Consider the following 18964-nt stretch of genomic DNA (forward strand, 5'->3'; position numbering starts at 1 on the left):
TTTTTATCGCAGCAGCGGTCTTTCATCTTGAAGAAATCTCCAACGAAATCGGCCCCTACCTTTCTTCAAATTACCGTCGCTCCATCCAAGCCGACCGCTTCTTTACAGTCATAAAGCGGCTTGTTTCGGAAGAAGGCGTTCGTCTTGGAACGCAGGTTCCAAGCAAATGATGCCGCACATGAAAAGCGGAATAAGGGGGATGCTAGCCTAAAGCAAACTATTACGGACAGAGCAGGTGAACGAATCGATGGCAAGAAGAGGCAGAAGAAAACTGGTCGTGCCGGGGGCGGAACGCGCGATGGAGGCTTTCAAGGCGGAAGTTATGCGGCGTCAAGGCTATCATGTCGATCCGAGCCGCCCGAACGACGTCAAATATGAAGTTGCCCGATCGATCGGCGTGCCCTTGAAGCCCGGAGACAACGGCGATTTGACGACGGAGTCGGCCGGTCAGGTGGGCGGTCAAATCGGGGGCGCGATGGTCAGGGAAATGATCCGGCTTGCCCAGGAACAGCTGGCGCGTCAGCCTCGTCCATGACGGGGCTTTTTTAAATTGTCGCCTCGGCGAAACGGTTCGCAAGCGGGTGCAGATTCATGGCGTAATAAAGGATGTTTCGGATGCCGCCGCCGCTGGGAAACGCTCCGATTTTGGCAGAAAACGGCCGAAATCCGCTGTGAGGGGCACCTGTTGGCTGAACTTGCTGCCGGCAACGGACGGAAAAACCTTTTGACAACGGCATCCTTCCGTGAGAAAATGAACGCGTGTACATAAAATGAACATGCGTTCATTCGCGGAATGGCGGAAACAAAAAGCAGCGCGAGGGAGAGATCGGAATGAAAAAGCGCTTATTGTATGGGGCGGCTGGGACGGACACCAGCCGAAGGAAGTGGCCGATATTTTCCGCGGCATATTGATTGCGGAAGGATTCGAGGTCGAAGTGTCGGATACGCTGGAAGCCTTTTCGGATGTGGAGAAGCTGAAGGGGCTCGATCTGATCGTGCCGGTATGGACGATGGGACGGATCGACCAGCAGCTCGTGAACAACGTATCGGAGGCCGTGCAGAGCGGCGTCGGTTTGGCAGGCTGCCATGGCGGCATGTGCGACGCGTTTCGGGAAAATGTCGACTGGCAGTTTATGACCGGCGGCAATTGGGTGGCCCATCCGGGCGGCGACGGCGTGGAATATGTCGTGGAAATCCGCAACAGTTCGAGCCCGCTGACCGCGGGGCTGAACGATTTCACCGTTCGTTCCGAGCAATATTATTTGCATGTCGATCCGGCCGTGGAAGTGCTGGCGACGACACGATTCCCGACCGCACCCGGGCCTCATTCCACGAACAAGGCGGTCGATATGCCCGTAGCCTGGACGAAACGGTGGGGAGCCGGCAGAGTGTATTACAATTCGCTCGGCCACCAGGCGAACATCGTCAATATGCCTCCGGTTAAGGAAATGATGCGGAGAGGGATGCTCTGGTGCGCGGAAGGGAAAAGCGCCGCATCCTCGTCCGGCTATACGCAGACTGCCGCTTATTCCGGGATGGGGGACAATCAGCTGTAATACGCATGCGATGCTGTCGGAAGACATGAAAAGCGCCAACATCGGAAATCGGGTAGATACCCGGTTTCCTTCTTTTTTGCCTGTCTTCGGCATAGACATGTTACGAGCGGACGACATCGAGAAAAGGGGTTGCGCGCATGGCGAGATGGGGAAAAAGACGATGGATCAGCATATCGCTGCCGCCCCGGTCCAAGGGCTGGAAAGCCCGGACGTTCCGATCTCCCGTGAAGCTGTGGCCTGGCGGCACGGTATCGCGGCCGGCCGTCTTTCGTTCCAAACCTTCGAAGCCGATCCGCAAAGGCGGCAAGAAAAAATTCGTCATCATTTTTCTCGTTCTGTTCGTTCTGCTGTCGGTTCAAACCTTCTCGTATATTGAGAAAAATTTGCGCCCGCCGCTTATGCACGTGGCGAAAATGCGAGTGAAGCAAGTGGCGACGCAGGCGATCAATAAAGCGATCACCGAGAGAGTGGCGGAGCGAACCGATCTCGAGCAGCTGATCGAATGGAAAACGGACGGCAGCGGAAAAGTGTCGGGCTTCATGCTCAACTATGCCGAACATATTCGCATTACGTCGGAGACGGTGGATACCGTGCAGTCGGCATTGAAGGCGGTGCATGAAGTGCCGGAGCGGATTCCGATCGGGCAGGCGTTCGACAGCGCCATTATCGCGTCGTTCGGTCCGCGCGTTCCCGTCCGCTTCGAGCCGCTGGGCGCGGCGAAGGTGGAGCTGAAGACGCGGCAACAGGCCACGGGCATCAACATGGTTCTGGTTGAAGTGTATATACGTGTAATGGCGGAAGTGTCCATTATTATTCCTTTCGATACCGAACCGGAGCTTGTGGAGAGCGAAATCCCGGTATCGTATTTGCTGGTCGTCGGCGACGTGCCGATGTATTATTACGACAACAAAGGCAATCCCGTCGGCAGTTCCGCCGCCAATGCGCCGGCGATATCCTTGCCGCTTGAACCGGGAAAGACGGGCGTGACCGTAAAACCCGGAGCCGGAGAAGGAGAGCGAAGCGGCAATGAAGAAGCTCCGGCTGTGCCGGAGCCTTCTCACACGGAAGAGGATAGCGGGAGCGCTGCGCCTTAACGTCCGCTTTTGATTTTTTGCGCTCGTCCGCTTCCCAGCGTTTCAGCAGCGGATACGGGTCGAACGACCATTCGATCAAGCCGCGATCCCGGTAAATGCCGTAATGCAGATGCGGCGGAAATTTGCCCTGGGTGCCCGGTTTGCCGTAGCCGGAACTGCCGACCCAGCCGACAACCTGGCCGGGCTTCAGTACATCGCCGACTTTGATCGATTTGTTAAAGCCGGAAAGATGGGCGTAGTAATGATAATAGTTGTTCAGATCGCGTATGCCGATTCGCCAGCCTCCGTAAGGATTCCAGCCTTTGACTTCCACGATGCCGTAACAGGTGCTGCGCACGGGCACACCGTAAGATGCGAAAATATCGGTTCCTTCATGGATCCGTCTGCCGCCCCAACTGCGGCTTGTCCCCCAGGTGCTGCGGTATGAATAACTTGTGCCGATCGGCAGCGGAAAAGCGTGGTCGTTCAGCTCGAGCTTGTCCAATGCCTGATAAATTTTGGCAAACTGGTTCACGCGTTGGACCGCGCGCGTGTTGCGGTAATATTCCCACAATCCGACGGCAAAGTCGTCTTCGGACTGTCCGTAAGGAATCAGCAGCCGGGCGACGGAATAGAGCAAATCGATATCATTGGTCCGTTCGGCGCGTCCGTCTCCGTTCCCGTCCCATCCGATGCCGCCGAACCAGCGGATAACGGCCGGGTCGGTTTCTTCCGGGTCCGGGTTGAGCGGACCGCTCCATTTTTCCTCCGGTACGTAGATGCTGACGATCCGGCCGGTTTTCTGCCGCGTCTTCGGGCGGGCCATGGTCAATGTGTGCTCGTATTGGTCCAAAGCGGCCAGGCGGTACCAGGGTATACCCGTTACGGCGCTCAAACTGTCGTACAGCTGCTGCCGTTCCTCCGTCGGACGGGGATCAGCGGCTTTCACCGATCCGGCCGGACCGAAAGCGGCGCATATGAACGCTCCGATGGCGGCGGCAGCCGCTATAGACCGGAAACGTTTCACTCGTGTCACCTCCTCAAGATTTGCGAAGCAAAACAGCTTCGAAAGCCGTGGGTTCAAGGTTTGCGAAAGCAAAGCAGCATCGAAAGCCATGGACTAAGGCTTCGCGAAGAGCATAGTGGCTTCGAAAGCCATGGACTAAAGATTTGCGAAAAGCATAGTGGCTTGTGGCAACGCCACGGGCTAAAGTTTTTGTGAAGCAGAACGGCATCGTTTGCATGGCGCAGTCAAGGGGTTATCTAGCTGTTATCATTTGCATATCATTGGTTTTTATCCGAAACATGCTATAATAAACGAGTAAGCAAACCGAATTAGCGAAAGCGGGTAATGCCTTCATGAAAAAACAGCAAAGCAAGCAGCCCAAACCGGAGTGGCTGCGAATTAAGCTGGTTACAGACGGGAATTATGCTGAGCTTAAAGATATGATGCGTTCCAAAACGCTCCATACCGTGTGCGAGGAGGCGCGCTGTCCCAACATTTACGAATGCTGGGCGAACCGTACGGCGACCTTTATGATTTTGGGCGATATTTGCACCCGCGCTTGCCGGTTCTGCGCCGTCAATACCGGAATGCCGACCGAACTGGACCTGCAGGAGCCGGAACGCGTAGCGGAAGCGGCCGAGCAAATGGGGCTTCGCCATTGCGTTGTGACATCGGTGGCGCGTGACGACCTGAATGACGGAGGGGCATCCATCTTTGCGGAGACGATTCGCGCGATCAGGCGCCGTCTGCCGTTTTGCAGCGTCGAGGTGCTGATTCCCGATTTTATGGGAAATTGGGATGCGCTGAAAATTGTTATGGATGCCAAGCCGGATATTTTGAATCATAATATCGAGACGGTGGAACGTTTGTCCGACCGGGTACGGGCCAAAGCGAAGTACGACCGTTCTCTGGAACTTTTGAAACGGGCCAAAGAAATGCAGCCTCGAATTCCGACCAAATCGAGCATGATGCTCGGCGTCGGGGAAACCTATGAAGAAATTTTGCAGAGCATGGACGATTTGCGCAAAGTGGATTGCAACATTTTGACGCTGGGACAATATTTGCAGCCTACGCCAAACCATCTTCCTGTGGAACGTTACGTTCATCCGGACGAATTCGCGGCTCTGAAGCGCGAAGGCCTGGCGCGGGGATTCGATCATGTCGAATCCGGACCGCTCGTGCGCAGCTCGTATCATGCGCATGAACAGGTGCAGTCCGCTGCGGAATCGCGGGCGGTTTCGCCGTAAGCTGCAAGACGGAGTGGGGGTAGGGCTTTGATTCATATCGCCGGCAAGACATACAAACTGGTGTATGACCACAAGAACGGTTGGAACCCGGAAATATTTCGCGAGCGGTACAGCGAGGTGCTCGAACGCTACGACTACATTGTTGGCGATTGGGGTTACGAGAAGCTTCGGCTGAAAGGTTTTTTTCGCGATAATCACCCGAAGGCGAACAAAGATACGGCCATATCGGGAGTGGTCGATTACATTAACGAATACTGCAATTTCGGATGCGCCTACTTTGTGCTGCAAAAAGTGCCGAACCCTTCGAAGTCTGCGGACAGAGACCTCTTGTCTCCGGATTTTGCCGACGAATTCGCCGTTTACGGGATGCAGGACGAGGATTCGAAGGAGGAATCCAAAGACCTTGTTCCCGGAGGGGAAGGAGGCGCGGCTGTGCCTTTCAATCCGCCGGCCGAGCCGAAGCGTTCCGGTATGAAAGCGGAGGATGCGGCGCCAGCCGATCCTGGCGCATATGCCGATGCGACTGTCCGGCCTTCGCCGGAAGGCGAGCGCGGCGCGGAGAACGGCAGTCCGGGGCGTGCGGACAAGGCCGGTAACGGCGAGGAAGCGCGTTCCGGCGCAGGCAGGCGCGGCGAGGCGCGCAGCCAAGGCGCGGAGCCGCTGCGGGAGGGGCGTTCCGTCCACCATCGCAAGGATGCCGCCGCCCGCGACGGGCGCCCAGAGCCGAAAGGGGAACGCCGGGAACGCGGCGACCGGCCCGGCAAGCGCCCGCAGGGCGCTAACCGCCCATTCGGACGCCCCGGCGGCAAACCGGATGCCGCCGCAAGACTGGCGCGGGAGCAAGCGGCAGCCGGTGCGGCGGATGCGCGCGCCGGCCAGGAAAGCCGGCAGCCGGTCGGCCATCCGGAGAACAGGCGCGCCGTTCATAAGGAAGAACGTTAAAGCCGGACGCAGAGCGTCCGGCTTCGTCTATGTTTATGAGCAGCGGGCGGAGCGGCGTGGGCGGATGCGAGAACAGCGCGGCGGGAGCATAAAACAGCCCCTCCTCACAAATGCTGCACGTTATACAAACGGGCATAGGCGCCGCCCTTCTCCATCAGCTCGTCATGCGTGCCGGTCTCGACGATTTCGCCATGCTCGATAACGACAATCTGATCGGCGTGCGTAATCGTGGACAACCGATGCGCCACAATCAGCGTCGTCCGGTTTTGCGCCAGCTTCCGCAGCGATTCCTGAATGAGATGTTCCGATTCCAGGTCCAGTGCCGAGGTCGCTTCGTCCAGCACGAGGATGGCGGGATTTTCAGAAAACGCGGGCGATCGCGATGCGCTGCTTCTGCCCGCCGGACAGTTTGACGCCGCGCTCGCCGATTTCGGTATCGTAGCCGTTTGGCAGCGATTCGATAAAGTCGTGGGCATTGGCGTTTTTGGCCGCTTCGATCATTTCCGCCTCGCTCGCGTCCGGACGGCCGAGCATAATATTTTCCCGCACAGAGCCGCTGAACAAAACGTTATCCTGCAGCACCATGCCGATCTGGCTGCGCAAGCTCTCCTGCGTGACGGACCGGATGTCCTGACCGTCGAGCCGTATCGCGCCCTTCTGCACATCGTAGAACCGCGCCAGCAGACTGACAAGCGACGACTTGCCGCCTCCGCTCATGCCGACGAGGGCGACGGTCTGTCCGGGCGATACCGACAGATCGATGCCCCGCAGCACCCAGTCGTTGTCCTCCTTGTAGCGGAACCAGACATCCTGCAACTCGATGCTGCCCCGAACCTTCTCAAGCTTTTTCGCGTCCGGTTCGTCCCGGATATCGGGATGTTCCTCCAGCAACTCCTGCACCCGCTCCATCGAAGCAGCGGCTTGCGTCAGCACGGTAGACGCGTTCACCAGCCGTCTGAGCGGCGAAAACAGCCTGTCCAGATAGCCGTAGAAAGCGACGAACGAGCCGACCGACAATCCTTTGGCCGCGACGAGATAGCCCCCGTAGCCGAGCACGAGCAGCGGCGCGATCTCCGTGATCGTATTCACGATGCTGTACGTCAGGGCGTTCCAGCGGGTAAGCGCCAGGGAACGGGAGTAAAACTGCTCGTTTTTCGCGCCGAATTGCTTCTGTTCGTAACGTTCGAGCGTAAAGCTTTTGACGACGGCCATGCCGTTCACATGTTCGTTCAAATAGCCCTGCATCTCGGCGAGCGATTGGGAGCGGGAGCGCGAGTACGACCGCAATCTTTTGTACAGCGTTTTTACCGCCAGCGCGTAGAACGGCAGCACGGCAATCGCCACGAGCGTCAAACCGGCATCCATCCGAAACATAATGACAAGGGCCAAAATCAGCGTGAACATATCGAGCCAAATATTCATCAGGCCGGTCTCGACCAGCGCCTTGCTCTGCTCCACGTCGTTCATCATGCGCGAAATGATTTCGCCCGACTTGCGGTTCTGGTAATATCGAAGCGACAGCTTCTGCAGATGGCTCCAGATGCGGGTCCGCATGTCGAATAAAATTTTGCTTGTCGTCAGTTGCGCAAAGTATTGCCGGTAATATTCGATCGGATAGCGGGCGACGACGAACAGCAGCATCCCGAATGCGATCGCCTTCCACAGATGATCGAGCTTCTCTGCCGTCGTCATGTCGGCCAGCAAAATATCGTCCACCACATATTTGACGAGCAGCGGCAGCAACAGCGGGATCGCAAATTTAACCGCACCGATCAGCAGCGTCACCATGACGAGCCATCGATACGGCTTGACGAAACTAAAAAACATGCGCCAATCTTTCATCGTCAGTTCACTTCATATCCGAGAAACGCTTCTCTTACCCGGTTCCAAAATGTGAACGGGCGGTAGCGCGCGAAGCTGATTTTCTGTCCCGCCACGCTTGCCCGGATGGAACGGATATCGGAGCGCAAAATATTCAGGTGATCGATCGCCAGCAACAGCCGCTGTTCTTTCCGCGAAATGATGTCGCAATGATGGTGGGCCGGCAGCAGCACGGACGAGCCGAGCGTCCGGTAGACCCGATTGTTGATCGACGCGATTTCGGCGATTTGCAGCGATTCGATGGACGGGTGGACGATAGCTCCGCCGACGCTCTTATTGTACGCCGTACTGCCCGACGGGGTCGAAATGACGATGCCGTCGCCGCGGAACATCTCGAACAATTCATCGTTGATATTGATCTGGGCGACGAGCGTGCCGTCTACCCCTTTCAGCGTAAATTCGTTCAGCGCCAGATGCGACGACGTCCCTTCCGCCGTCTCCATCTCGATTCGCGCCAGCGGATACCGGACAATTTTCGGCTCTTGATCGGACATCGTGCGGACAAGCTCCTCAAGCTCATCCTTCTGCCAATCCGCATAAAAGCCAAGATGGCCGGTATGCACGCCGACAAAAGCGAGTTCGTCGATCCGTTCCAGATGGGTGTGGAACGCCTGCAGCAGCGTTCCGTCACCGCCGATGGAGATGACGATTTCCGGCCGCTCCTCATCGCGCACCAGCCCGCGTCCGGCAGCCAGCGTATGGAATCGTTCGGCAAGCTGAATCGACAACTTGTCTCCTCTGTCTATTACGGCATATTTCAACAATATAAGCTCCTTCCGGTCATTATCGTCACATTCGATCATAGCGGAAAACGGGAAGGAACACAACGTCGATTCCGCTCGGTCCGCCGGATTTGGAACGGGATAGGCCGCAAACCGTCCGCAAGCGTTAAGCAGCAGGCCCGAGCCATCCCCGCAAGCGTTAAGCAGCAGGCCCGAGCCATCCCCACAGCATATAGACGAGCGCCATCGCGACGAACGCGTGCAGCAGTCTGGCGCGCAGCAGCGGCCCGTAACGCATGTCGGTGCGGCTGATCAGGCTGGCGACCTGGGCATGGACGGAGAGACCGCCCCAGGAGAGCACCCAGGCCGCAATCGCCGCTTTGTGCAGCAGTTCCGTTTCGGCGTCGCCGGCGGCGCGGGCGCCAAGCGTTACCTCGAACAAGCCGAAGACGGAGGCGTCGGCGATCGGAGACGGAAGGCCAAGCGAGGACAGCAGGAGACGTATGCCTTCGGCCAACGCCGCGACGGCTCCGGCCCGGGTCATCAGCTCCATCACGACGGAGAAGAAAACGACGAGCCCGCCGACGACCATCATGAGCCGCAGCGCGGACTGGATCGCGTCGCGCAGCAGTTCGCCGAATCCGCGCCCGTCCAATAGCCGGGCTTGATGCATCGCCTGCAAAGCGTCCGCGACGCGCCTTCCCCGGCGGCGAACCGTTCCGCTCGCCGCCGGATCGGGCGTGCCGGGAGAGGAAGCATCGTGAAACCGCATCAGCAGCCCGATCACAAACGCGCCTCCGTAATGCGCGGCGGCCAGCAGCGGGGCGAGTGCGGCATTGTGGAAGAAACCGACGGAGACCGCCCCGATCAGAAAGATCGGATCGGAGGTCGTCGTAAAGGCGACAAGCCGCTCGCCTTCCGACCGGTTCACAAGCTTTTGCTCCCATAGCTGCGCCGTCAGCCTTGCGCCTACCGGATAACCGGAGACGTACCCCATCGTCACGACGAAGGCGCCGATGCCGGGCAGGCGGAACAGCGGCCGCATCAGAGGGTCAAGCAATTTGCCGAAAAATGGACGATGCCGAAACCGAGCAAGAGCTCGGAGATGACGAAAACGGGAACAACGCGGGAAACAGCACTTCCCACCAGATCGACAGCCCCCGCAAGGAAGCTTCCAGCGCGGCATAGGGAAAGACCGTCATCAGCAACGCCATGAGCGCGGAGCACCAGGCGATGACCGAAGCGGGGCGGAGCATAAATCGGAGCATGGCGTTCTTCCCTTTCACGATATTGGCGTACAAACGCTTGTATTCCAGATATATGAGCCCGCGTGGACAAACATCACCTGCATCGGAATGCATTTACATTAAAAAATGAGAATTTTATAGGGAAACGCTTCCAAAAAGACTGTTCGGCGCAAAACGGTTATGCTACAATATAAATACACCGACTGACTTGGAGTGATCGATATGAGCGTTATCGCCGGCATCCTCGTTTGCGCTTTCGTTTACGTCATTCGGGTGTCCTTGCCGGCCCCGGGCGAAGAAGATTGTGAAGGTTGAATCGGTCATACGAATAAGTACAATGCCCGCTCTTCGGAGCCGGGCATTTTTTGCTTTTTTGCCTGTTTGGCGACAGAGGATGCGGCGCGGCCGGTCGGGCGCTCTTTCATGGTATAATAGCGGTAGGCGAGGCCGAAGCCAGAAGAGAGGTGACAGAAGTGCAAGCTTACGGAACAATCTATGAAGCGCTCGGCGGCGGCGAGACGGTGCGGCGGATCGTGGAAGCTTTCTATCCGCGCGTCAAGCGGCATCCGCTGCTCGGGCCGCTGTTTCCGGATAATATCGAGCCGGTGATGGAGAAGCAGTATATGTTTTTGAGCCAGTTTTTCGGGGGACCGTCCCTGTACTCGGACCGGTACGGCCACCCGATGATGAGGGCCCGGCATCTGCCGTTTCCGGTTACGCCGAAACGGGCGGAGGCATGGCTCGGCTGCATGGCCGAAGCGCTCGAGGAAGCCGGCGTTGACGAGGAACTTCGGGAAATCGTGCTGACCCGCCTGAGCGGGCCGGCCTATCATTTTGTCAATACGGAGGACGATCCGACATGACGGATTCGCTGCGGAAGCGGCGCAGCGTTATCCGGAACGCAGCCTGCGATTCGTCAACAGATAATCGCTGTCGGCGTCGATGATCGTGACGCTGTTCCGGCAGCAGGGAAAAACGAGCAGCTTTTCTTTCCGCTCCGCACGTCGTCCAGCTCCGCAGGCCTGATCGGAAGCAGCACGTTCGATTGGCCGCAGAACGGACATTCCGGCACGTAAACATCGTTCATGACGATATCGTAAGGCCATGTTCGGTCGAACGGAATCATAGCGGCGACGATCCCCCGCCACGATCTTCGGGTTTGGCGCGGTCCGGCTCGTTCGCCAGCTCGGCGAGCTTCTGCAGCAAAATATGCCTCGGCATATGCATCAGATGCTCCAGCGGGACGTTCAGCTTCTCGGCCAGCTTGACGGCCGTTTCCGCCGAAATCGGCAGCGGTTTGGACATCGTTCATACCTCCAATTGCGGAAATCGCTATCCGTTCCGGAACGGAATGCGGTATAATGGATATACATTGCCGGCAAGAGCGCATCTGAAGAGCGACTTTTGGCCGGCCTTTGTTTTCTATTTTATCCTCTTTCGCGCGGCGGCGCCAGTTGGGACCGCGGAGTCGAAGAAACGCCGGAGTCGAAGAAACGCCGGAGTCGAAATGACGCAAGGGCCGAAGGAACGACGGAGTCGAAATGCACCGGTGTTGACGGAAACGCCTGGTCCGAAGGGACGCCGGTCGCTGCGAAGGACAGGAAAGGGGAATCGTTCATGGCGAATGTTTATCCGCAGACATGGGATCTGGACGTATTTTACGCAGGAGGCTCACGCTCCTCCGCCTTTGCGGCGGAACTGGAGCGGCTGGAGCGGGATATCGCGGCGCTTGACCGGTCGCTCGCCGATGAACCGAAAGCCGGCCTGTCCGGCTGGACGGAAGCCGTTCAGTCGATCCTGCCGAGATTGCGGCAGGCGGAGTCGTTCGTCGCCTGTTTGCAGGCGCAGGATATGCGCGACCAGGCGGCCGGGGCGCTGAACGACCGGGTGAAAACGTTGGGCGCCGCCTTTCTGTCCGCCTTGACCAAATACGACGACAGGCTGCGGACGATGCCCGATGCCGAATGGGAGTCGTGGCTGCGGACGCCGGCGGCGGCTCCGGTCGCGTTCAATCTGCGGGAGCGCCGGGAGGCCGCCAGGGAGAAGCTGCCGCCCGAGCAGGAAGCGCTGGCCGGGGAACTGGCGGTGGACGGCTATCACGGCTGGGGCGAGATGTACAATACGATCGTCGCCCGCACCCGCTTCCGGTTCATCGATGCGGAAGGTCAGGAACAGCTCCTGTCGGCCGGCCAGATGGCGAACAAGCTGACGGACGGCGATCGCGGCGTCCGCCGGCGGGCGTTTGCGGAATGGGAGCGGGAATGGGGAGAGCAGGCTGATCTGTGCGCGGAGACGCTCAATCGGCTCGCCGGTTTCCGCTTGAAGTTGTACGGCAACCGGGGCTGGAACGACGTGCTGAAGGAACCGCTGCAGATCAACCGGATGAGCCGGGACACGCTGGAGGCGATGTGGGCGGCCATCAACGAAGGCAAGCCGCAGCTTGTCCGCTATTTGGAGCGGAAGGCGAAGCTGCTCGGGCTCCCGCGTCTGGACTGGCACGACGTGGATGCGCCGATCGGAAGCGCGGCGCATACGGTGCCGTACGACGAAGCGGCCGAGTTCATTGTCGACCGGTTCCGTTCGTTCAGTCCGGATATGGCCGATTTTGCGCTCATGACTTTCCGCGACGGCTGGATCGAAGCGGAAGACCGTCCCGGCAAGCGTCCGGGAGGATTTTGCACGTCTTTCCCGAAATCGGGCCAGACGCGCATCTTCTTGACGTATTCGGGCACAGCTTCCAATATCTCGACGCTTGCGCACGAGCTCGGGCATGCCTATCACCAGCATGTCTTGAACGACCTGCCGCCGCTATGCCAGGAATATGCGATGAACGTGGCCGAAACGGCGTCGACGTTCGCCGAGCTGCTCGTGGCCGATTCCGCGCTGCAAGCCGCGAAAGACCGGGAAGAGAAGCTCGCCCTGCTCGACGACAAAATCCAGCGATCTGTCGCCTTCTTCATGAATATCCACGCCCGCTTCCTGTTCGAAACGCGGATGTACGAACGGCGGCGCGAAGGCTTGCTGTCTGCCGGAGAGCTGAACGCGCTGATGGAGGAAGCCCAGCGGGAGGCTTACGCCGGCGCGCTAGGCGAGCTTCATCCGCATTTTTGGGCGTCGAAGCTGCACTTCTACATAACCGACGTGCCGTTCTATAATTTCCCTTACACGTTCGGATACTTGTTCTCGGCCGGCATCTACGCCCGCGCCCGGCAGGAAGGGCCGGCGTTCGCGGACCGGTATGTCGCTCTGCTTCGGGATACGGGCCGCATGACGGTGGAGGAGCTGGCCGGCAAGCATCTCGGCGTAAGGCTTGACGAACCGTCATTCTGGCGGCAGGCGGTGGCATTGACGAAAGCCGATGTTGACCAGTTTATGGCGATCACCGATTGATCAGCGGTCGGGATGGATCGCCGGATCGAACCGATATATGCCGGTCCCGTACGGGGCCGGCTGTTGTATGAAATCGAGCAAAACCGATGCCCTGCCGTAAAATGTGCGTTTATTTATTGTACGCTATTTTTAATTATGATATATTATTTCGTGAAAAAGGTGTTTAATATTACGTGATGTTAAACGGATTCATCCGTAATGGACAAGCGAGGGGGAATGCGGCATCAATTTGACAGCGAGACAGATGGAGCTATTGAACCTGGTCAAGCGGCATGCGCCGATAACGGGGGAGCAGCTGGCCGAAATGCTGGGGGTCAGCCGCCCGACGCTCCGTTCCGACTTGTCGCTCCTCGTCATGCTCGGTCTGATCGATGCGAAGCCGAAAGTCGGCTATTTCGTCGGCAAAGACTATCGCGTCGAGAACGCTGCGCTGCAGAAGCTGAAAAGCATGAAGGTCGGCGAAGCGATGGGCGTTCCGGTGAACGTGCCGGATACGCTTTCGCTGCATGACGCGGTCGTTGCGCTGTTTATGGAAAATGCGGATACATTGCTCGTTGTGAACGAACAGAAGCGGTTTGTCGGCATCGTGACGCCGAAAGACATTTTGAAGATGACGCTCGGAAATCCGAACGCCGGCGCCATTCCGGTCAGCATGGTGATGACGCGTTACCCCAATATCGTAACGGTCGCTCCCGGAGACCCGGTCACCGAAGCGATTCGCAAAATGATTGCGCATCAGGTCGATTGCCTGCCTGTCATCGACCCGGACGGCGGCAAAGAGCCGGAAGTTGTCGGTTGGATCGCGAAATCGAACGTCATTCGTCTCATGGCGGATTTGACGGCGGACGGAATAATAGGAGGAACGGCAACCGAATGAATGAACCGATCATTTATATTTGTTCGGACGCTGTCGGGGAGACGGCCGAAGCGGTGGCCAAGGCGACGCTTCGCCAATTCCCGTCCGACGGTGTCCGTCTGAAGAGGTACGGTCATATTAAAACGGAGGATGAAATTATTCGCATCGTGGCGGAGGCGGCCCGTACAGGCGGGTTTATCGCTTTTACGCTCGTCCAGCCCGAGCTTCGCGAAATGATGCGCGAAGAGGCGCAGCGCCGCGGCGTGCGCGCCGTTGACGTCATGGGGCCGATGCTGCAGGCGTACGTCGATACGTTCGGCAGCTTCCCGAAGCGGGAGCCGGGGCTGCTCCACTCGATGGACGACGCCTATTTCCGCCGGATCGAAGCGATTGAATTCGCCGTGAAATATGACGACGGCAAGGACGTGCGCGGTCTTGTCGAAGCCGAGGTTGTATTGATCGGCGTTTCCCGTACTTCCAAGACGCCGCTCAGCATTTTCTTGTCGCACAAGGGCATCAAGGTGGCCAACTTGCCGCTGATGCCGGAGGTGAAGCCGCCGGTCGAGCTGATCGCGAACCGCGACCGGCTGATCGTCGGACTGCAAATGCAGCACGACCATCTGCTGCGCATCCGTTCGGAGCGGCTCCGCTCGCTCGGCCTGCCGTTCGGCTCGCAGTACGCTTCCGCCGAGCGGATCGCCGAGGAGTTGGCTTATGCCGACGAGGTGATGGCGTCGCTCGGCTGCCCTGTCATCGATGTGACGAACCGGGCGATCGAGGAAACGGCGGGAATCATTATCGACTGGTTGAATGAAACGGCATAAACGTGGAAAGACGGTATAAGGGGGCTGAATATGGAACGGGAACTTGCGCTGGAATTGGTGAGGGTAACGGAGCTGGCTGCCCTGGCTTCCGCGCCGTGGATGGGCAGAGGCGACAAAAACGCCGCCGACGCCGCCGCGACGGAGGCGATGCGGGCCATGTTCGATACCGTATCGATCCGGGGAACCGTTGTCATCGGAGAAGGTGAAATGGACGAGGCCCCTATGCTGTATATCGGTGAACAGGTCGGCAGCATGCAAGGACCGGAGCTCGATGTGGCGGTCGATCCGCTGGAAGGAACGGAGATTGTGGCCAAAGGGCTCAATAATGCGCTGTCCGTACTGGCCGTCGCCGGCAAAGGCCAGCTTCTGCACGCGCCCGATATGTATATGGAGAAGCTGGCGGTCGGGCCGGCGCTGGCCGGAAAGCTCAACCTGAACGATCCGGTTCGCATTACGGTCGAGAAAGCCGCCCTCGCGCTCGGCAAGAAAGTGTCCGACTTAACGGTCATGATTTTGGACCGGGAACGTCATGCCGGGATCATCAGAGAACTGCGCTCGACAGGCGCGCGCATCAAGTTTTTGTCGGACGGAGACGTGGCCGGCGCGATTGCGCCCGCCTTCCCCGAAGCCGGCATCGATCTGTATGTCGGGTCAGGCGGCGCGCCGGAAGGCGTGCTGGCAGCCGCGGCGCTCAAATGTCTCGGCGGCGAAATTCAGGGCAGACTGATGCCGGAGAACGACGAGCAGGAGCAGCGCTGCATCTCCATGGGACTGACCGATCCGCGCAAGCTGTTGACGATCGACGACATGGTCGGCAGCGGAGACGTCATCTTTGCCGCGACCGGCGTCACGCCGGGCGAGTTTCTGGGCGGCGTCCGATACTTGGCCGACCAGCGCGCGGAAACCCATTCCATCGTCATGCGTGCGCAGACCCGTACGATCCGGTACATTCGTTCACTGCATTACTTGCCTTCCAAGCCATTGCTGCAATCTTGAAGCTATACGTAATAGTCGCAATTGTCACAATTGTCGCAAGTGTCGCAAGTCCGTAAGTAACCCATAATTCGACAAGGGAGTCGTGATCGCTATGGAACGAACGTTTGTAATGGTAAAGCCTGACGGATTCAAGCGCGGACTGGTCGGTGAAATTATTTCCCGCTTCGAGCGCAAAGGTCTCGTACTTGCAGAAGGAAAGGTCATGACGGTCAGCCGCGAACTGGCGGAGCGGCATTACAGCGAACATCGCGAGAAGCCGTTTTTCGGCGAGCTGGTAGACTTCATTACGTCCGGTCCGGTATTCGCCATGGTATGGGAAGGACCGGATGCGGTCAAGAATGCCCGTTCCATTATCGGGAAGACGAACCCGGCCGATGCTGCGCCCGGCACGATTCGCGGCGATTTCGGTCTTGTCGTGGACTACAACGTCGTGCATGGCTCCGACTCTCCGGAAAGCGCCGAGCGTGAAATCGGCTTGTTTTTCGGAAACAATTGAAGGAGGGAACCGATCGTGAAATTTTTTCTGGACACGGCCAATGTAGAAGAGATTAAACGGATCGCAAGGCTTGGACTTGTCGACGGCGTGACGACGAACCCGTCTTTGATCGCGAAGGAAGGACGCGACTTCAAGGAGGTCATTCAGGAAATCTGCAGCATTGTGCCGGGGCCTGTCAGCGCCGAAGTGATCAGCACGAAGGCGGAAGACATGTTGAGGGAAGCCGAAGAAATCGCACAATGGGCGCCGAACGTCGTCATCAAGCTGCCGATGACCGAGGACGGCCTGTACGCGACCCATGCGCTGGCCGCCAAAGGGATCAAAACGAATGTGACGCTTATATTCTCCGCAGCCCAGGGACTGATGGCCGCCAAGGCGGGAGCGACCTACATCAGCCCGTTCGTCGGCCGGCTGGACGATATCGGCGTGAGCGGCATGAACCTGATCCGCGAATTAAAGACGATTATCGACAATTACGGCTTCAAGACCGAAATCATAGTGGCAAGCGTCCGCAACCTGGCGCATGTCGAGCAGGCCGCCATTGCCGGCGGACATATCGCGACGATTCCGGGATCGCTGCTGCCGTCGCTATGGAAGCATCCGCTTACAGATATCGGCATCGAGAAATTTTTGAGCGACTGGAACAAAATGAGCGGCAAGTAAACGCGGCCGCCATAGAAGCGGGGCTCTCCCAACGTCATCATGGCGATGACGGGGAGAGCTTTTTTTTGTGAACATAGTGAAATTTTTGGAGATCTCCCGCATTTTACGCTTCAGATGCCCCCGGTATACTGAAGTTACACGTTAACGTACCGAAGGGGTGACAGACATGGCGAAACCGCTGGCCGCGAATCAGCCGACGGCAGTCCCGGCTTTCCGCCGCCTGGTCCGCCGGGTTCGGGCAAGATGGGACGCTCCCGTTGCCGGATATTTGTTTATTTCTCCCTGGCTGATCGGCTTTTTCATTTTAACGCTGTGGCCGATGATCCAATCGCTTTATTTTCCTTCACCGACTATTCCCTGCTGGAGAAGCCGAACTGGATCGGTCTGGACAACTTCCGGGACCTCTTCCGCGACCGGTTCTTCTACAACTCGCTGAAAGTGACGTTTCTTTACGTGCTGACTTCGGTGCCGTTGCGGCTTGCGGCAGCGCTGTTCATCGCCATGCTGCTGGCCAAAAACATTCGCGGCATGTCCTTTTACCGGACGCTTGTTTACCTGCCTTCGCTTATCGGCGGCAGTCTGGCCGTGGCGGTGTTGTGGCGGAATATTTTCGGAGTGGACGGATTCGTCAACGCCGTGGCGGGTTGGTTCGGCATCGCTCCGAAAAACTGGATCGGCCTCCCGGAAACCGCGCTGGGGACGCTGGTGCTGCTCAGCGTCTGGCAGTTCGGATCGGCGATGATCATCTTTTTGGCCGGTCTGAAGCAAATTCCGAAGGAATTGTACGAAGCGTCAAGCGTGGACGGCGCAAACAAGTTTCGCCAATTCTTTCATGTGACGCTGCCCATGCTTTCGCCGGTCATGCTGTTCAACCTGGTCATGGGCGTGATCGGATCGTTCCAGATGTTTACCTCGGCGTTCATTATTACGGAAGGCGGCCCCATTAATTCAACGGAAGTGTATGCGCTTTATTTGTACGACAAAGCGTTTGCCAATCTGGAAATGGGCTATGCTTCCGCTCTCGCCTGGATTTTGCTGGTTATTGTGGCGTTGGCCACGACGATCAATTTTGTCGCTTCGAAATACTGGGTCTTTTACGAAACGGAAGGGGGAGGCGGACGATGACGCGGCGAGTGGCGGACAAGCGTTTCCAAGCGGTGTTTCGGCACGTTTTTCTGCTTGGTTTCAGCTTCATCATGTTTTATCCCGTTCTCTGGTGGATCGGCGCATCGTTAAAGACCGTGCCCGAATTGAGTCTGCCGACCTTGTTTCCGGAGAAGCCGATGTGGAGCAATTTTACGGACGGCTGGAACGCGCTTCCCAAGTATACGTTTACGTACTTCTACCTGAACAGCGCGAAATTGAACATGACGACGACGGTGCTGACGGTGATCTCCAGCAGTTTGGTGGCGTTCGGGTTCGCCCGGCTGCAGTTTCCGCTGAAGAAGCTCTGGTTTTCCCTGCTGCTGATGACGATTATGCTGCCCGGACAGGTCGTCCTGATTCCGCAATACTCGATGTTTCATCAGTTCGACTGGATCAATACGTATTGGCCGTTTATCGTGCCAAGCGCAACCGGGGGCGCGTTTTTCATCTTCCTGCTCGTGCAGTTTATCCGCGGTCTGCCCCGTGAGCTGGACGAATCGGCGAAGCTGGATGGCTGCAATTGGTGGGGCATCTACTGGCGGATCGTCATGCCGCTGACCCGGCCGGCCTTGGTTACGGTATTGATCTTCTCGTTTCTCTGGAGTTGGGACGATTACTTCGGACCGCTGATTTATTTGAACTCGATCGATAAATACACCGTTCCGCTCGCGCTCGGCATGTTTATCGATACGCAGTCCGCCACCGCCTGGGGGCAGCTGCTCGCGATGTCGCTCGTCTCGATCCTCCCTCAAGTGTTTGTCTTCTTCCTGGCGCAGCGGCACTTTCTCGAAGGCATCGCCACAACCGGGCTGAAAGGGTGATATAATATAGGACACGAAAAGGGCTGCGTTCGGTTTTGCGCAGTCTTTTCAAATTCGTCCGACAAGTTCCACACGGCGCCACCGGGTGGCTAAGGAGG

At 58.0% G+C, this 18964-nt stretch carries 15 protein-coding genes and 5 pseudogenes; 14 read left to right on the top strand and 6 right to left on the bottom strand.

Features of this window, described 5'->3' with window-relative positions:
- Positions 1-247: 247 nt before the first annotated feature.
- The 3 genes from PACILC2_RS16055 to yunB all read left to right on the top strand — a co-directional run bounded on the left by PACILC2_RS16055 (position 248) and on the right by yunB (position 2650).
- Positions 248-535, top strand: coding sequence for an alpha/beta-type small acid-soluble spore protein (locus PACILC2_RS16055; protein WP_062495221.1), 288 nt, complete (start codon positions 248-250; stop codon positions 533-535).
- Positions 536-776: 241 nt separating this feature from the next.
- On the top strand, positions 777-1556 hold the full coding sequence (locus PACILC2_RS16060; RefSeq protein ID WP_213529508.1) for a ThuA domain-containing protein: 780 nt from the start codon (positions 777-779) through the stop codon (positions 1554-1556).
- 137 nt (positions 1557-1693) lie between these two features.
- Positions 1694-2650: a sporulation protein YunB gene (gene yunB, locus PACILC2_RS16065; protein ID WP_082655669.1), complete on the top strand. Its 957-nt coding sequence runs from the start codon at positions 1694-1696 to the stop codon at positions 2648-2650.
- Between the two features lie 7 nt (positions 2651-2657).
- On the opposite strand, the pseudogene PACILC2_RS16070 reads toward yunB, so the two are convergent.
- Positions 2658-3728: pseudogene (locus tag PACILC2_RS16070) on the bottom strand (M23 family metallopeptidase); the annotation flags it as partial.
- Positions 3729-3988: 260 nt separating this feature from the next.
- Here PACILC2_RS16070 and lipA point away from each other — a divergent pair.
- Complete coding sequence (gene lipA, locus PACILC2_RS16075; RefSeq protein ID WP_213529478.1) at positions 3989-4882, top strand: lipoyl synthase; 894 nt, start codon at positions 3989-3991, stop codon at positions 4880-4882.
- Between the two features lie 27 nt (positions 4883-4909).
- A complete protein-coding gene (locus tag PACILC2_RS16080) occupies positions 4910-5824 on the top strand; it encodes a YutD-like domain-containing protein (RefSeq protein WP_213529480.1) in 915 nt (304 codons plus the stop codon).
- A 104-nt stretch (positions 5825-5928) separates the two neighbouring features.
- Here PACILC2_RS16080 and PACILC2_RS16085 read toward each other — a convergent pair.
- The 3 genes and pseudogenes from PACILC2_RS16085 to spoVV form a co-directional block, all read right to left on the bottom strand.
- Positions 5929-7666: pseudogene (locus PACILC2_RS16085) on the bottom strand (ABC transporter ATP-binding protein).
- Positions 7667-7668: 2 nt separating this feature from the next.
- Complete coding sequence (locus PACILC2_RS16090) at positions 7669-8466, bottom strand: NAD kinase (protein WP_062497192.1); 798 nt, start codon at positions 8464-8466, stop codon at positions 7669-7671.
- Positions 8467-8626: 160 nt separating this feature from the next.
- Positions 8627-9695: pseudogene (gene spoVV / locus PACILC2_RS16095) on the bottom strand (dipicolinic acid transporter SpoVV).
- 452 nt (positions 9696-10147) lie between these two features.
- On the opposite strand from spoVV, the gene PACILC2_RS16100 reads away from it, so the two are divergent.
- On the top strand, positions 10148-10537 hold the full coding sequence (locus PACILC2_RS16100) for a globin domain-containing protein (protein ID WP_213529482.1): 390 nt from the start codon (positions 10148-10150) through the stop codon (positions 10535-10537).
- A 27-nt stretch (positions 10538-10564) separates the two neighbouring features.
- On the opposite strand, the pseudogene PACILC2_RS16105 reads toward PACILC2_RS16100, so the two are convergent.
- Positions 10565-10800, bottom strand: a pseudogene (locus tag PACILC2_RS16105) (hypothetical protein).
- Positions 10797-10979 carry a YycC family protein gene (locus PACILC2_RS16110; RefSeq protein WP_062495204.1) on the bottom strand — a complete coding sequence of 61 codons (183 nt, stop codon included), beginning with the start codon at positions 10977-10979 and terminating at the stop codon, positions 10797-10799. Before PACILC2_RS16110 ends, PACILC2_RS16105 begins: the two are co-directional and overlap by 4 nt.
- A gap of 312 nt (positions 10980-11291) precedes the next feature.
- Between PACILC2_RS16110 and PACILC2_RS16115 the strand changes: the two genes are divergently transcribed.
- The 8 genes and pseudogenes from PACILC2_RS16115 to PACILC2_RS16150 all read left to right on the top strand — a co-directional run bounded on the left by PACILC2_RS16115 (position 11292) and on the right by PACILC2_RS16150 (position 18866).
- Entirely contained in the window at positions 11292-13064 is a 1773-nt protein-coding gene (locus PACILC2_RS16115) for a M3 family oligoendopeptidase (RefSeq protein WP_213529484.1), read from the top strand.
- Between the two features lie 244 nt (positions 13065-13308).
- Entirely contained in the window at positions 13309-13941 is a 633-nt protein-coding gene (locus PACILC2_RS16120) for a helix-turn-helix transcriptional regulator (RefSeq protein WP_213529515.1), read from the top strand.
- On the top strand, positions 13938-14744 hold the full coding sequence (locus PACILC2_RS16125) for a pyruvate, water dikinase regulatory protein (RefSeq protein ID WP_062495200.1): 807 nt from the start codon (positions 13938-13940) through the stop codon (positions 14742-14744). The genes PACILC2_RS16120 and PACILC2_RS16125 overlap by 4 nt, the downstream gene beginning before the upstream one ends.
- A gap of 30 nt (positions 14745-14774) precedes the next feature.
- Positions 14775-15740 (top strand): class II fructose-bisphosphatase, encoded by a 966-nt coding sequence (gene glpX / locus PACILC2_RS16130; RefSeq protein WP_062495199.1) that lies wholly within the window; start codon positions 14775-14777, stop codon positions 15738-15740.
- Between the two features lie 91 nt (positions 15741-15831).
- Entirely contained in the window at positions 15832-16236 is a 405-nt protein-coding gene (ndk, locus tag PACILC2_RS16135; RefSeq protein WP_062495197.1) for a nucleoside-diphosphate kinase, read from the top strand.
- Between the two features lie 15 nt (positions 16237-16251).
- Positions 16252-16899, top strand: coding sequence for a fructose-6-phosphate aldolase (fsa, locus tag PACILC2_RS16140; RefSeq protein ID WP_062495195.1), 648 nt, complete (start codon positions 16252-16254; stop codon positions 16897-16899).
- 166 nt (positions 16900-17065) lie between these two features.
- Positions 17066-18024 (top strand): annotated as a pseudogene (locus tag PACILC2_RS16145) (carbohydrate ABC transporter permease).
- The gene (locus PACILC2_RS16150; RefSeq protein ID WP_213529486.1) at positions 18021-18866 is read left to right on the top strand and encodes a carbohydrate ABC transporter permease; all 846 of its coding nucleotides are present in this window, start codon (positions 18021-18023) and stop codon (positions 18864-18866) included. The pseudogene PACILC2_RS16145 and the gene PACILC2_RS16150 overlap by 4 nt, the downstream one beginning before the upstream one ends.
- Positions 18867-18964: the final 98 nt, after the last annotated feature.

Source organism: Paenibacillus cisolokensis (assembly GCF_018403665.1).
GTDB classification, from domain to species: domain Bacteria; phylum Bacillota; class Bacilli; order Paenibacillales; family Paenibacillaceae; genus Paenibacillus_AH; species Paenibacillus_AH cisolokensis.

Coding starts and splice junctions, on each gene's coding strand:
- lipA (WP_213529478.1), top strand. CDS start 3,989: ATGAAAAAACAGCAAAGCAAGCAGCCCAAACCGGAGTGGCTGCGAATT.
- PACILC2_RS16110 (WP_062495204.1), bottom strand. CDS start 10,979: ATGTCCAAACCGCTGCCGATTTCGGCGGAAACGGCCGTCAAGCTGGCC.
- PACILC2_RS16120 (WP_213529515.1), top strand. CDS start 13,309: ATGGAGCTATTGAACCTGGTCAAGCGGCATGCGCCGATAACGGGGGAG.
- PACILC2_RS16055 (WP_062495221.1), top strand. CDS start 248: ATGGCAAGAAGAGGCAGAAGAAAACTGGTCGTGCCGGGGGCGGAACGC.
- yunB (WP_082655669.1), top strand. CDS start 1,694: ATGGCGAGATGGGGAAAAAGACGATGGATCAGCATATCGCTGCCGCCC.
- PACILC2_RS16150 (WP_213529486.1), top strand. CDS start 18,021: ATGACGCGGCGAGTGGCGGACAAGCGTTTCCAAGCGGTGTTTCGGCAC.
- PACILC2_RS16115 (WP_213529484.1), top strand. CDS start 11,292: ATGGCGAATGTTTATCCGCAGACATGGGATCTGGACGTATTTTACGCA.
- ndk (WP_062495197.1), top strand. CDS start 15,832: ATGGAACGAACGTTTGTAATGGTAAAGCCTGACGGATTCAAGCGCGGA.
- PACILC2_RS16060 (WP_213529508.1), top strand. CDS start 777: ATGCGTTCATTCGCGGAATGGCGGAAACAAAAAGCAGCGCGAGGGAGA.
- PACILC2_RS16125 (WP_062495200.1), top strand. CDS start 13,938: ATGAATGAACCGATCATTTATATTTGTTCGGACGCTGTCGGGGAGACG.
- glpX (WP_062495199.1), top strand. CDS start 14,775: ATGGAACGGGAACTTGCGCTGGAATTGGTGAGGGTAACGGAGCTGGCT.